The sequence below is a fragment of the Streptomyces hainanensis genome (assembly GCF_004348415.1).
Taxonomy (GTDB): domain Bacteria; phylum Actinomycetota; class Actinomycetes; order Streptomycetales; family Streptomycetaceae; genus Streptomyces; species Streptomyces hainanensis.
In genome coordinates this window covers 1-13300 of the sequence record NZ_SMKI01000200.1, presented here as the reverse complement: position 1 = coordinate 13300, position 13300 = coordinate 1, and the positions used below count along the sequence as shown (strand labels likewise).

The 13300-nt window shown below is 71.7% G+C and carries 14 protein-coding genes; 2 read left to right on the top strand and 12 right to left on the bottom strand.

The window, feature by feature from the left end; genetic code table 11:
• The 4 genes from E1283_RS19200 to E1283_RS19190 all read right to left on the bottom strand — a co-directional run.
• Window positions 1–1124: class E sortase (locus E1283_RS19200; protein WP_243744946.1), on the bottom strand; the 1124-nt coding region annotated here is incomplete at its 3' end.
• Window positions 1121–1759 (bottom strand): aminodeoxychorismate/anthranilate synthase component II, encoded by a 639-nt coding sequence (locus tag E1283_RS19195; RefSeq protein ID WP_132819318.1) that lies wholly within the window; start codon window positions 1757–1759, stop codon window positions 1121–1123. The genes E1283_RS19195 and E1283_RS19200, both read right to left, overlap by 4 nt.
• On the bottom strand, window positions 1756–1914 hold the full coding sequence (locus E1283_RS37395) for a hypothetical protein (protein WP_165956176.1): 159 nt from the start codon (window positions 1912–1914) through the stop codon (window positions 1756–1758). Before E1283_RS37395 ends, E1283_RS19195 begins: the two co-directional genes overlap by 4 nt.
• A 78-nt stretch (window positions 1915–1992) precedes the next feature.
• Window positions 1993–2757, bottom strand: coding sequence for a DUF881 domain-containing protein (locus E1283_RS19190; RefSeq protein WP_132819317.1), 765 nt, complete (start codon window positions 2755–2757; stop codon window positions 1993–1995).
• Between the two features lie 94 nt (window positions 2758–2851).
• Between E1283_RS19190 and crgA the strand changes: the two genes are divergently transcribed.
• Entirely contained in the window at window positions 2852–3112 is a 261-nt protein-coding gene (gene crgA / locus E1283_RS19185; protein ID WP_132819316.1) for a cell division protein CrgA, read from the top strand.
• Window positions 3113–3353: 241 nt separating this feature from the next.
• Here crgA and E1283_RS19180 read toward each other — a convergent pair whose 3' ends face one another.
• A complete protein-coding gene (locus E1283_RS19180) occupies window positions 3354–4232 on the bottom strand; it encodes a rhomboid family intramembrane serine protease (RefSeq protein WP_132819315.1) in 879 nt (292 codons plus the stop codon).
• A gap of 116 nt (window positions 4233–4348) precedes the next feature.
• Window positions 4349–4882: a peptidylprolyl isomerase gene (locus E1283_RS19175; RefSeq protein ID WP_132819314.1), complete on the bottom strand. Its 534-nt coding sequence runs from the start codon at window positions 4880–4882 to the stop codon at window positions 4349–4351.
• 182 nt (window positions 4883–5064) lie between these two features.
• Here E1283_RS19175 and E1283_RS19170 point away from each other — a divergent pair, with 182 nt between their 5' ends.
• Window positions 5065–5538, top strand: coding sequence for a DUF5324 family protein (locus E1283_RS19170; protein WP_132819313.1), 474 nt, complete (start codon window positions 5065–5067; stop codon window positions 5536–5538).
• A 122-nt stretch (window positions 5539–5660) separates the two neighbouring features.
• On the opposite strand, the gene pknB is transcribed toward E1283_RS19170, so the two are convergent.
• The 6 genes from pknB to E1283_RS19140 all read right to left on the bottom strand — a co-directional run.
• Entirely contained in the window at window positions 5661–7697 is a 2037-nt protein-coding gene (gene pknB, locus E1283_RS19165) for a Stk1 family PASTA domain-containing Ser/Thr kinase (RefSeq protein ID WP_132819312.1), read from the bottom strand.
• A 256-nt stretch (window positions 7698–7953) separates the two neighbouring features.
• Complete coding sequence (locus E1283_RS19160) at window positions 7954–9447, bottom strand: penicillin-binding transpeptidase domain-containing protein (RefSeq protein ID WP_132819311.1); 1494 nt, start codon at window positions 9445–9447, stop codon at window positions 7954–7956.
• Entirely contained in the window at window positions 9444–10847 is a 1404-nt protein-coding gene (locus E1283_RS19155) for an FtsW/RodA/SpoVE family cell cycle protein (protein WP_132819310.1), read from the bottom strand. The genes E1283_RS19160 and E1283_RS19155 overlap by 4 nt, the downstream gene beginning before the upstream one ends.
• Window positions 10848–10913: 66 nt before the next feature.
• Window positions 10914–12323: a PP2C family protein-serine/threonine phosphatase gene (locus tag E1283_RS19150; protein WP_132819309.1), complete on the bottom strand. Its 1410-nt coding sequence runs from the start codon at window positions 12321–12323 to the stop codon at window positions 10914–10916.
• 37 nt (window positions 12324–12360) lie between these two features.
• Window positions 12361–12876, bottom strand: coding sequence for an FHA domain-containing protein FhaB/FipA (locus tag E1283_RS19145; RefSeq protein ID WP_132819308.1), 516 nt, complete (start codon window positions 12874–12876; stop codon window positions 12361–12363).
• 11 nt (window positions 12877–12887) lie between these two features.
• The coding region (locus tag E1283_RS19140; RefSeq protein ID WP_132819307.1) for an FHA domain-containing protein at window positions 12888–13300 on the bottom strand (413 nt) is incomplete at its 5' end.

Sequence of the window (13300 nt, the reverse complement as noted above, 5' to 3'; positions counted from 1 at the left end):
GAGGGCGCGGCGGAACCGCACGCCGTTCGCGTCCGCCTTGTAGAGGTAGCCGAGCGGCCCCTCGCCCGCGTAGCCGCCCCCGGCGTCGAAGGCCAGGTCCCGGCCGAGACCGTGGTACTCCGCGTCATCTCGCCCCAGACGATCAGGCGGTAGGTGGAGGTGAACTCCGGCGTGCAGGTGGTCAGCGTGATGTAGCGGCCGGAGTCGGTGAAGCCGCCCTGGTCGGGGACGGGGTCGAGGACGGCCGTGTTGGAGGGGGAGGTCGAGTCCAGGCGGCTCGTCATCTCGTAGGTGTAGTACGCGTCCCCGGTCTCGACGACGATCGGGTCGCCCGGCTCCAACTGGTTGATGTAGCGGAATGGTTCGCCGTGGGTGTTGCGGTGGCCGGCGAGGCCGACGTTGCCCTCCTCGTCCCACGGCATGGCCGTCGGCAGGCCGTCCTCCTCCGTGTAGTGCCCCACCATGCCGTTGTTGAGCACGGTGTCCTCGGCGACGCCCTCGGCGATCGGCACCCGCACGTCGAGCGTCGGCAGATAGAGGATCGCGAAGCCCTCGCCCGGTGAGAAGGCGCCGGGTTCGCGGGGGTCGACCTCGGGGTTCTCATCGTCGTTCCACTGGCGTTCGAGTTCCTCGCGCTGGTCGTTGGCGTGCGCGCGGGCCTCCACGTTCGTCCACCACAGCTGGTAGGCCACGAAGAGCAGCAACAGGGCGCCGGTGGTGATGAACAGCTCGCCGATCACGTTGCTGATCGCGGTGCCGGTCTGCTTGGCCGCCTTGGTGGCGGCCTTGGCTGCCTTGCGGCGGGCCGCACGCCCGCCGGACACCTCGGGGGAGGCCGGCGGTGGCGCCGAGGCCGGGGCCCGGCCTCGTGAGCGGCCCTGTGCCGCCTTGCGGCGCGCCGCGCGCCCGCCGGGCGCCGGCTCCGCCGCCGACGAGGCCGAGGCCGAGGCCGAGTCGGAACCGGCGGCGGCCGCCGCGGCCGCCGCCGCGCGGCGCCTGGCCGCGCGGCCCTCGGCCGGGGGAGGCGCCGTGGTGAGGTCGGACGGGCGCCGCAGGCCCATCGTCTCCTCCGGGTCCTGAACGGCGTCGGAGCCCTGGTCCGGGCCCCAGCCCGGCTGGGTCACGCCGCCGACCCCACGACGGGCGCCAGGCCGTGTGACCGCTCGACGGCGCCGTCGTCGCCGCAGACCGCGAGCCAGTTGGCCAGCATCCGGTGGCCGCCCTCGGTGAGCACCGACTCGGGGTGGAACTGGACGCCCTCCACCGGCACTTCACGGTGGCGCAGGCCCATGACGACGCCGGTTTCGGTGGTCGCGGTGACCTCGAACCCGGCCGGCACGGTGGACTCGTCGACGGCCAGCGAGTGGTAGCGGGTGACGGTCATCGGCGAGGGCAGCCCGGCGAACACGCCGGCGCCCTCGTGCCGGACCGGCGAGGTCTTGCCGTGCAGCAGTTCGGGGGCCCGGCCGACCACTCCGCCGTAGGCCACGGCCATGGCCTGCATGCCGAGGCAGACGCCGAAGACGGGGGTGCGGGTGTCGGCGCAGTGCCGGACCATCTCCACGCACACGCCGGCGTCCTCGGGGGTGCCGGGGCCTGGCGAGAGCAGCACGCCGGCGAAGCCGCCGGCCGCGACGTCCGCGGTGGTGACCGCGTCGTTGCGTGACACCTCGCACTCGGCGCCGAGTTGGTACAGGTACTGCACGAGGTTGTAGACGAAACTGTCGTAGTTGTCCACGACCAGCACCCGGGTGCTCACTCGACGGCCCCCCCGTTGTTGAACGGCATGATCGGCTCGGCCCACGGGAAGACGTACTCGAAGAGCAGGTAGACCGCGGCCATCGCCAGCGCCAGCGAGATCAGCGCGCGCACCGCGGTGTTGCCCGGCAGGTGCCGCCAGATCCACCCGTACATTGGCTTCGCTTTCCCCTTCGTCCGCCGCTGCTGACCCAAGGGTACGACGGGTGGCGGAAGGGGCGGAGGGGATCGGAGTCATTCGGTCGCGGGGGCGGCCTCGGAGGACGACGGCTCGGCGTGGTGCAGCGCCACGCTGCCGTCGAAGCCGGGCAGGGTGAGCGAGCCGTGCTCCGCGACCCGCCAGCCGAGGCCGTAGGCCCGTACGTACTGCTGGTAGTCCTGGAGGGCGGGTGCCGCGTCGAGCGCGGCCCGCAGCGCGTCCCGGTCGCCGACCGCGGAGACGGTGTAGGGCGGGGAGTAGAGCCGGCCCTGGAGGATCAGGGTGTTGCCGACGCAGCGGACGGCGCTGGTGGAGACGAGCCGCTGGTCCATCACCTGGACGCCCTCGGCGCCGCCGGCCCACAGCGCGTTGACCACGGCCTGGAGGTCCTGCTGGTGGATCACGAGGTCGTTGGGGGACGGGTCGGGCACGTTCGGCACCAGCGGGGTGGCGTCGGGCGGGGCGTCGGTGAGGGTGACGGTCAGGCCCTGGCCGGTCAGCTCGGTGAGGCCGACCTGGCGGCCGAGCTCGTCGAGCCGGCGCCGCTCCGCGGGGTCGACCGAGCTGTCCCGGCCGGCGAGCGCCTCGACCTCGGCGCGCAGTTCCACGGCGGTGGATTCCAGGCCGGCGTTCTCGCGGGCGCGCTCCCTGACGAGGTCGGACATCTGAAGCAGGGAGTCGTCGGTACGGATGTTGTTGCCTTGGGAGACCTGGAAGCTGAGCCAGAATATGAGCCCGGCGAGGGCGAAGACCGAGAGGGTGCCCAGCCGCCCCGGCCGGAAGCGGAAGCCGTTCACCATCCCCCTGGTCTCCTTAATCCGCCCTGGACGCACTACGCTAACGGACGATCCCACCGTTACGCGTCGCCGAGCGCGATCGACAGGAGAGCCACTCGTGCCGAAGTCCCGCATCCGGAAGAAGAAGGACGACACGTACACGCCGCCTGAGAAGCGGCAGACCACCAAGATCGACATGGGCGGGCGCAGGTGGGTCGCACCGCTGATGCTGGCGATGTTCGCGATTGGTCTGGCCTGGATCGTCCTGTACTACATCACCAGAGCCGACCTGCCGATCGCGGCCCTGGGCAACTGGAACATCGTGGTCGGCTTCGGCTTCATCGCGCTGGGGTTCGTGGTCTCCACCCAGTGGAAGTAGCGCCCGGGCCACCGGGCGGGCCCAGCCGGGTCGGGTTATCCACCGAACATCACAAGATCTGTGGATAACCGGGCCGGCGGGGGAACGTTCGTACGGCTTCCGAACGGCCTCCGCACCCCCGTTCGCCTGCGAAAACGCGAGTTGTCCACAGCCGGCGCGTGAATCGTGACCGCCTGTGGATAACTCTGCCGGGAACGTCAGGGATATGCGACCGGCTGCGGGGGCCGGGGCGGGGAGCCGATCAGAGCAGCTGGGCGGTTCTGACCGCGCAGGCCACCGCGATCACCAGCAGCACCAGGACGCAGGTCGACACCTGGACCAGGGTGCGGTGCGCGCGCGGGGCGTAGACCAGGCCGAGGGCGACGAGCGAGCCGGCGACCAGGCCGCCGATGTGGGCCTCCCAGGCGATCCCGGACCACAGGAACGTGATCAGCAGGTTGACCGCGAGCAGGCCCGCGATGGGCCGCAGTTCGTACCGCATCCGACGGGCCAGCACGGCGGTGGCGCCGAAGAGGCCGAAAATCGCGCCTGAGGCGCCCAGCGAGAGCTGGTTCTGCGGGGCCAGCAGATAGAACAGGGCGGAGCCGGCCAGCGCCGAGATCAGGTAGAGGGCCACGAAGCGGACGCGGCCGAGCGCCGCCTCGAGCGGCGGCCCGAGGAACCACAGGCCCATCATGTTGAACGCGATGTGCCAGATCTGCTGGTGCAGGAACGCGGCCGTGAGCAGCCGGTACCACTGCCCGTCGGCCGCGCCGACCCAGCTGAAGGTGGACGGGTCTATCGCGTGGCCGAGCATCCCCAGGTCCTCGACCAGCCGGTCGCCGCCGACCAGCACGGCCACGAAGACCAGCAGGTTGATGCCGAGCAGGATCTTGGTGACCAGCCGGGGATCGGTGGACACGGCGCCGCCGGCGAGCGTGCGCGGCCGGGCCGCGCGGGCGGCGCCCTGGGCGCCGTGCACGCAGTCGGGGCACTGGTAGCCGACGGCGGCGGAGATCATGCACGAGGGGCAGATCGGCCGTTCGCAGCGGGTGCAGCGGATGCCCGTCTCCCGCTCGCCGTGCCGGTAGCAGCGCGGCAGGCCGGTGGGTTGCGACGGCTGTCCGTACGCCTGCGCCATGGTGTCCCTTCGCTCCTGCCGGCTCTCGCTCTCCGGGGCGCTGACGCGGAACCGGCCCCCTGATCCTACGGACAGGGGGCCGGAAAGGTTCCCGGGGGAGCCGCTCGGAGGGCGGCTCAGGCCGGGCGGGTCTCGATGGTGACCGACTCGATCACCACGTCCTCCACGGGCCGGTCGGTGCGCGGGTTGGTGGCCGTGTTGACGATCGCGTCCACCACCTGCTTGCCGGCGTCGTCGGCGACCTCACCGAAGATGGTGTGCTTACCGGTCAGCCAGGTGGTCTCCGACACGGTGATGAAGAACTGCGAGCCGTTGGTGCCGGGGCCGGCGTTGGCCATGGCCAGCAGGTAGGGGCGGTTGAAGGCGAGGTCCGGGTGGAACTCGTCCGCGAACTTGTAACCGGGACCGCCCGTGCCGTTGCCCAGCGGGTCGCCGCCCTGGATCATGAAACCGCTGATCACCCGGTGGAAGACGGTGCCGTCGTAGAGCTTGTCGGTGGACGGCGCGCCGGTCTGCGGGTTGACCCACTCGCGCTTGCCCTCGGCGAGCTCGACGAAGTTCTTGACCGTCTTGGGCGCGTGGTTCGGGAAGAGCCGGACCTCGATGGTGCCGCGGTTGGTCTTCAGGGTGGCGTAGAGCTGCTCAGCCACGATTTACCTTCCGTCTACGTCAGTGACGTTGCCCGATCCTGCCATGCCTCGTCGACACGCCGTGCCCCCGGATGGCCGTTTGGGGTGCCGGATCGCGCCATAACAGGAATGATTTTCGCACGAGGGGACAAAAGCCCACGAGGATCGCCAACAGACCGTTCGCTGAGCAAGGAGGAGACAACGTGAGCCACAACGGGAAGTCCGGCGTCCGGCACGCGACCGACCTGGTGACGCCCTACGCGGCCGGCGCCAGGCGCAACGCGAGCCAGTACGCCCAGCAGGCCGGCGCGTACGTCGGGCCGCGCGCCCGCCGGGTCGCCGACCAGGCGCGGTCCGGCTACGCCACCCAGCTGGCCCCCCGGATGGAGCGCGCCATGGCCTCGGCCGGGCCGGCCGGCCGCCAGGCCGCCGCCAGGTCGCAGGCGGCGCTCGCCGTGCTGCGCGGCGAGGTCACGCCCGGCGACGTGCGCTCGGCGCTGCGGCGCCGCCAGCGCTGCCACGCGGCGGGCCGGGTGGTGCGCAGGATCGGGATGCTCGGCCTGGCGGCCGGCGGCGCCTTCGCCGCCTGGAAGTGGTGGAGCGGGCAGAACGACCCGGACTGGCTGGCCGAGCCGACCCCGGGCACCGAGGTCCTGCCGGAGGCCGAGGCCGGCTAGCCGCCGGCGTGGGAGGCGTCGGACGGGCCGGAACCGTCCGGGAACGAGCGAGGCCCGCGGCGACCCACCCTTTCGGGTGGGTCGCCGCGGGCCTCTCGCCGGGGTGACGCGGTGCGGAGGGCTCAGCCCATGCCGGAGATGAAGCCGCCGCCGCCGTCGTCACCCCCGCCGCCGTTGCCGTTGCCGCCGTCACCGCCGCCGTTGTTGCCGCCGAGGGCGGCGCCCATGTCGAAGGTGTTGAGCGTGATGGTCGCCCCCTGCTCGACCTGCTGGCCAGGGCCCGGGTTGGAGGCGATCACGGTCGCCGTCTCGGTGTCGGGTCCCGCGACCTGGACGGTGAAGCCCGCGTCCTCCAGCGTCGCCCTCGCCTGGGGCAGCGGCTGGTTCGTCACGTCGGGCACCTGCACCGGCGGGGGCTCCTCGGTGGCGGACGGCACCGCCACGATCAGCTGCACCGTGCCGTTCTCCGGGACCCGCTCGCCGCGGCTCGGCTCCTGCTGGATCACCTGGTTCTCCGGCCGGCTGTCGTCCGGCTGGTCGACCCGGGTGGCGGTCAGCCCGAGGTCGGACAGGATCTGGCTGGCCTCGTCGAAGCTCCTGCCGACCACGTCGGGCATCTCGACGCCCTCCGGCTCCACCGCCACCGTGAGCGTGACGACGGAATCCGGCTCTGCCTCCTGGCCGCCGCTCGGATCCTGGTCGAGGACGGTGCCCGGGTCCTCCTCGGTGGACTCCTCCTCCTCGGTCTCCACCGTGAAGCCGGCCTCCTCGAGCTCGGCCTGGGCGTCCTCGAGGTCGTCGCCGACCACGTCGGGCACCTCGACGGCCTCCGGGCCCTCGGAGATGATCAGCGTGACCGTGGAGCCCTCCTCGAGCTCCGTGCCGGCGGGCGGGTCGGTCTCGCAGACCAGCCCCTCGTCCTGCGGGCAGGGCCGGCTCTCGCCCTCCTCGGCCTGGAAGCGCCCGGCGTTCTGCAGCTCCCTGGTGGCCGCTTCCACCTCCTGGCCCGCCACGTCGGGCACCTGGGACTGGGAGGGCGGCGAATCGCCGGGGAACAGCGCCCGGCCGATGAAGATGGCGCCGATCAGCACCAGTATCCCGGCCAGCACCAGCAGGATCGTCGAGGTGTTGCGACGGCGCTGGCGGCGGTCGGCGCGACCGCCGTACTCGTCGTAGCCGCCGTTGTTGTAGCCGTTGTACCCGGGGTCGTTGGCCGGCGACATCATCGCGGTCGCCGGATCGGTGGCCCGCAGCGCGGTGGTCGGCCGGTCGTCGTAGCCGTAGGGCGCCGCCGCCATGGCCGCGGCGGCCGCCACCGGCCGGCCGTCGAGCATGGCCTCGATGTCGGCACGCATCTCGTCGGCGCTCTGGTACCGGTAGTCCGGATCCTTGACCAGCGCCTTCAGGACGATGGCGTCCGTGTCGGGGCTGATCTCCGGGTCGTAGACGCTGGGCGGCTGCGGTTCCTCGCGCACATGCTGGTAGGCCACCGCCACCGGGGAGTCCCCGATGAACGGCGGGCGCACGGCCAGCAGCTCGTAGAGCAGGCAGCCGGTGGAGTAGAGGTCGGAGCGGGCGTCGACCGCCTCGCCCTTGGCCTGCTCGGGGGAGAGGTACTGGGCGGTGCCGATGACGGCGGACGTCTGCGTCATGGTCATGCCGGCGTCGCCCATGGCGCGGGCGATGCCGAAGTCCATCACCTTGACCTGGCCGCTGCGGTTCAGCATGACGTTGGCCGGCTTGATGTCCCGGTGCACGATGCCGTTGCGGTGCGAGTACTCCAGGGCCTGGAGGACCCCGATCGTCATCTCGAGCGACCGCTCGGGCAGCAGCTTGCGACCCGAGTGCAGCAGCTCCCGCAGCGTCGAGCCGTCGACGTACTCCATCACGATGTAGGGGATGGAGATGCCGTCGACGTAGTCCTCGCCGGTGTCGTAGACCGCGACGATGGCCGGGTGGTTCAGCGAGGCCGCGGACTGGGCCTCCCGGCGGAAGCGGGCCTGGAACGTGGGGTCGCGGGCGAGGTCGGCACGGAGCGTCTTGACGGCCACCGTGCGGCCGAGACGCGTGTCATGGGCGAGATAGACCTCGGCCATGCCGCCACGGCCCAGCACCTGGCCCAGCTCGTACCGCCCGCCGAGGCGACGCGGCTCTTCCATGTTTCCTGCCCTCTCCGTTCGGTCCCGGGCGCCTCCTGGCTCCTGCTGGACTCCGGAAGTCGACCCTGGCTTACGGTACCCGCCGGGATCGGCCCGCCGGACGGCGGTGCTCGGACGATATCCAACCGGTATCGCCGGGCGCCGCGACCGAACGCCAGCGGTCGGTCATGGGTAGGACGTGTGCCGGGGGCCATTCGGTTGCCACCCGGCCACCCCCCGGAACTCCGCCGGGGCGGGCCGGGAGGGCGCCGGCCCGCTAGTTCTCGCCGTCGAGCACGGCCCGCATCACGTCGCCGGCGATGGGCGCGGCGAGGTCGGAGCCGGAGATCTGGTCGCGCTCGGCGCCCGCGTCCTCGACCACCACGGCCACCGCGACGGGTGATCCGTCGTCGGTGATGGCGTAGGAGATGAACCAGGCGAACGGGTTGTTCGCGTTGCCCTCGCCGTTCTGCGCGGTGCCGGTCTTGCCGCCGACCCGCACGCCGTCGATCGACGCGGCGTCCCGGGACGAGCCCTCGCTGACCACGGACTCCATGGCCTCCTGGAGCAGCTGCGCGTTCTCCGGGGAGAGCGGCTGGCTCAGCTCCTGCGGCTCGTGCCGCTCGATGGTGGAGAGGTTGGGGGCCACCAGCTCGTCCACCATGTACGGCTCCATCAGCGTGCCGTTGTTGGCGACGGCGGCGGCCACCATGGCCATCTGGAGCGGGGTGGCCCGGTTGGAGGCCTGGCCGATGCCGGCCATCGCGTTGCCCGGGTCGTCGTCCTCGGGGTAGACGCTGGCCTCGGCGCGGACCGGGAGGAACTGCTCCTCGTTGAACCCGAAGTCCTCGGCGGTGCTGATCATCTCCTCGTTGCCCACGTCGTGGCTGAGGCCGAGGAAGGTGCTGTTGCAGGAGAGCACCAGGGCCTCGCGCATGCTCGGTTCGTCGCAGGCCGCCCCGGCCTGGCTGGAGATCTCGGTGGTGCTGTCCGGCAGCTGGAACGGGTTGTCGTACTCGGTCTGGGACGACTCGTCGATGTCGTCGACCCGGCCGTTCTCCAGTGCGGCGGCCGCCGTCACGATCTTGAAGGTGGAGCCTGGCGGGTAGGTGGCGCGGAGGGCCCGGTTGAGCATCGGGTCGTCCGGGTCGTTCTCCTTGTCGAGGGCGGTCCACGCCTCGGAGTCGGATTCGCCGTTGCCCGCGAAGGACGACGGGTCGTAGGAGGGGGTGGAGGCCGCGGCGAGGATGGCGCCGGTGCGCGGGTCGATGGCGACCACGGCGCCCTTGGCCGTGTCGTCGCCCTGGCCCGCCTCCAACAGGCCGTTGTAGGCGGCCTCCTGGGCGGCGGCGTTGAGCGTGGTGACCACGTTGCCGCCGCGCTGGTCCTCGCCGGTGAACATGTCGATGGTGTTGTTGAAGAACAGCCGGTCGTCGGTGCCGGAGAGCACGTCGTCCTCCACGTTCTCCAGCAGGTTGCTGCCGAAGGCCTGGGAGGCGAAGCCGGTGACCGGGGCCCACATCGGGCCGTCGGTGTAGGTGCGGGCGTAGCGGAAGTCGCTGCCTTCCGTCTCCACGGAGCCGGTGATCGGCTCGCCGTCGACGATGATGTCGCCGCGGGGGTGCGCGAACTGCTCGATCCGCACCCGTCGGTTGTCCTCGTGGTTCGCGAGCTCGTCGGCCTGGACGAACTGCACCCAGTTCACCCGGACCAGCAGGGCGAGGATGAGCAGGCCGCAGAAGACCGCCACCCGGCGCATGGGCTTGTTCATGCTCGAACCACCTGAGTCTGTTCCGCGTCGAGGGAGGGCGCCGGGGCCGGTGCCGGCTTCCTGGCAGTGTCGCTGATCCTCAGTAGGACGGCGATAAGCGCCCAGTTGGCGATGACGGACGAGCCGCCCTGGGCCAGGAACGGCATCGTCATGCCGGTGAGCGGGATCACGCCGGTGACGCCGCCGGCGACCACGAACACCTGGAGCGCGAAGGCGCCGGAGAGGCCCATCGCCAGCAGCTTGCCGAACGGGTCGCGGGCGGCCAGCGCGGTGCGCATGCCGCGCTCGATCAGCAGCGCGTAGAGCAGGATCACCGCCATCATGCCGGCCAGGCCGAGCTCCTCGCCGACGGTGGCCAGGATGTAGTCGCTCTTGGCCGCGATGCCGCCGATCAGCCGGGAGTAGCCCTGGCCGAGCCCGGAACCGAACAGGCCGCCGGAGCCGAACGAGTACATCACCTGCGCGGTCTCGGTGACGCCGTCGTTGATGCGGGCCAGCGGGTTGAGCCAGTTCTCCACGCGGTCGCCGACGTGCTGGTTGGTGGAGGCCACGAAGACCGCGCCGCTGGCGGAGAGGAGCACGCCGAAGATGATCCAGCTGGTGCGCTCGGTGGCCACGTAGAGCATGATCACGAAGGCACCGAAGAACAGCAGCGAGGTGCCGAGGTCCGTCTCGAAGACCAGGATCATCAGGCTCACCCCCCAGACGGCCAGGATCGGGCCGAGGTCGCGGCCGCGCGGCAGGTAGATGCCCATCACCCGGCGGCTGGCCAGTGCCAGCGCGTCCCGCTTGACCATCAGGTAGCCGGCGAAGAACACCACCATCACGATCTTGGCGAACTCGGCTGGCTGGAGCCCGCCGAGGCCGGGGATCCGGATCCAGATCCGGGCGCCGTTCACCTCGTCGCCGAGGCCCGGGATCATCGGGGAGATCAGCAGCAGCAGCGCGACCACCATCGAGATGTAGGTGTAGCGCTGGAGGATCCGGTGGTCCTTGAGGAAGATCAGCACGCCGAGGAAGAGCGCCACGCCCACGACGGACCACAGCAGCTGGTCGGCGGCCATCGGGCCGCCGAGCGCCGGCCTGGTGATCTCCGGCTCCTGGTCGAGGCGCCAGATCAGCACCAGGCCGAGGCCGTTGAGCAGGGTGGCGAGCGGCAGCATCAGCGGGTCGGCGTACGGCGCCCAGCGGCGCACCACCAGGTGCGCGACGCCCGCCATCAGCCCGAGCCCGAGCCCGTAGCCGAGCATGCCGGCCGGGAGCGACTCGTCCTTGGCGAGGCCCACGTTGGCGTAGGCCAGGACCGGGACGAGCACGGCGAACACGAGCATGGCCAACTCGGTGTTCCGCCGGCTCGGCGGGCCGGCGGTGGAGACTGTGGTGTTGCTAGTGCTGCTCATCGTGTGTCGTCTCTGGTCGTCGCTTGGCGGTCATCGACCGGGCGTCGGTGGGGCGTCGGTGGGCCGCTACGCGCTGCACTGCCGCGCGAGCTCGCGCTGCTCCTCGGTCATGCTCGGGGCGTCGGGACCCTCGGCGGGCTCCTCCTCGCCCTTGCCCGCGCCGCCGTCCGTTCCGCCGTTGGCGGCGTCCTCGGCCGCGCGCTCCTCGGAGAGCAGCCGGCAGGCCTCGGCCTGGTCGCCCAGCTCGGTGATCCGGGTCTCGGCGGCGCCCAGGCTGTCGGCGGAGATGGTGCCCTCGACCTGGTCGCGCTTGTAGGTCGGCAGCAACTCGAGCCGGATGTCCGGGTAGTCCTCCTCGACGCTGCTCAGGCTCAGCGGCCCGAGCTGCTGGCTGAGGCCGCGGTAGAGGGCGACGTGGTCGCCGTTGGCCGCGATGTAGTACTGGGTCTGGGTCCAGCGGTAGCCCGTGTAGAGGCCGCCGCCGACCACGGCGAGGGCCAGCACGATCAGGGCGGAGCGCTTCCAGATCCGGCCGCGCCTCGGCTTGAGGTACTCCTCGTCGGTGAACGCGCCGAACGCGCCGGTGGGCGGTCCCGGCTCGGTGGGCGGGGCCGGGGGACGGCCGAGCTCGGCGGCCCTGGACGCGGGGGTGTGCGGCGTCTCGCCGGCCAGCTGGGCCTGCACCTCGGCGACGGCGCCGACGATCTGCGGGGCGTCGTAGAGCTGGCGGGCGAGCGTGTCGCCGACCTGGACGTCGACGTCGAGGACGTCGGCGACGATGCAGGTGACGTTGTCCGGGCCGCCGCCGCGGAGCGCGAGCTCGATCAGCTCGCGGACCGTGTCCTGCGGCGGGTGGAACGCGTCGAGGGTGTCCCGCAGGGTCTCGGCGCTGACCACCCCGGACAGGCCGTCGGAACAGACCATGTAGCGGTCGCCCGGCCTGACCTCCCGGATGGAGAGGTCGGCCTCGATGTGGTCGGCGCTGCCGAGGGCCCGCATCAGCAGCGAGCGCTGCGGGTGGGTGGTGGCCTCCTCCTCGGTGATCCGGCCCTCGTCCACCAGGCGCTGCACCCAGGTGTGGTCCTGGGTGATCTGGGTGAGCTCGCCGTCCCGCAGGAGGTAGGCGCGGGAGTCGCCGACGTGCACGACGCCGAGCCGTTGGCCCGTCCACAGCAGGGCGGTGAGCGTGGTGCCCATCCCGTCCAGCCTGGGGTCCTCGTTCACCATGGCGCGGAGCTGGCCGTTGGCCCGCTGCACGGAGGTGTCGAGGGAGGTCAGGATGTCGGAGCCGGGAATGTCGTCGTCGAGCTGGACGAGGGTGGAGATCACCTCGGAGCTGGCGACCTCGCCCGCGGCCTGGCCGCCCATGCCGTCGGCGATGGCCAGCAGCCTGGGGCCGGCGTAGCCCGAGTCCTCGTTGTGGTCGCGGATCATCCCGACATGGGATCCGGCGGCGAATCTGAGTGACAGGCTCATACGCGCCTCGCCCACCCTCCGGTCGTCATGTGTCCGCCTACTTCCGCAGCTCGATGACCGTCTTGCCGATGCGGATCGGCGCGCCGAGCGGGATGGGAACCGGGGTGGTCAGCCGGCCACGGTCCAGGTAGGTGCCGTTGGTCGAACCCAGGTCCTCCACGATCCACTGGCCGTCCCGGTCGGGGTAGATCCTGGCGTGCCGGCCCGACGCGTAGTCGTCGTCCAGCACGATGGTCGAGTCGTGTGCCCGGCCGAGCGTAATGGTCTGCCCCTGGAGGGCGACAGTGGTGCCGGTGAGGGATCCCTCGGTGACCACCAACTTGGTGGGGGCGCCACGGCGCTGCCGCCCGCGCTGTTGGGGCTGCGACGCGCGGCGGCTCTGCGGCGGGGCCTGGCCCTGGGCCGGCTGCGGCTCGGGGCGGCGTGCGACCGGGCGCTGGGTGACGCGGGTGCCGAAGAGGTCACTGCGGATCACCTGGACGGCCACGATCACGAACAGCCACAGGACGGCCAGGAAGCCCAGCCTCATGACCGTCAGGGTCAGCTCTGACATTGCCCCCCGCTTTACCCTTCGGCTTGCCGGTAGATGATGGTGGTGCTGCCCACGACGATGCGTGAACCGTCGCGGAGCGTAGCGCGTTTGGTGTGCTGCCCGTCCACCACGATGCCGTTGGTGGATCCGAGGTCGCGCACCACGGGCGGCTCGACGGCCTGGATCTCGCAGTGCCGCCGGGAGACGCCGGGGTCGTCCACCCGCACGTCGGCCTCGGTGCTGCGGCCGATCACGAGGCTGGAGCGGGCGATCTGGTGGCGGGTGCCGTTGATCTCGACCCAGCGGCGGACCCGGCCGGCGGGCGATGCGGTGCGCCTGGGTGACGCCGGTGAACAGCGTCGGCGGGAACCAGTAGCCGGTGGACGGCAGGTCGCAGGGCGCCGTCCAGCGGGTGGCGCCCTCGGCGTCCCCGGTGTCGGCCAAC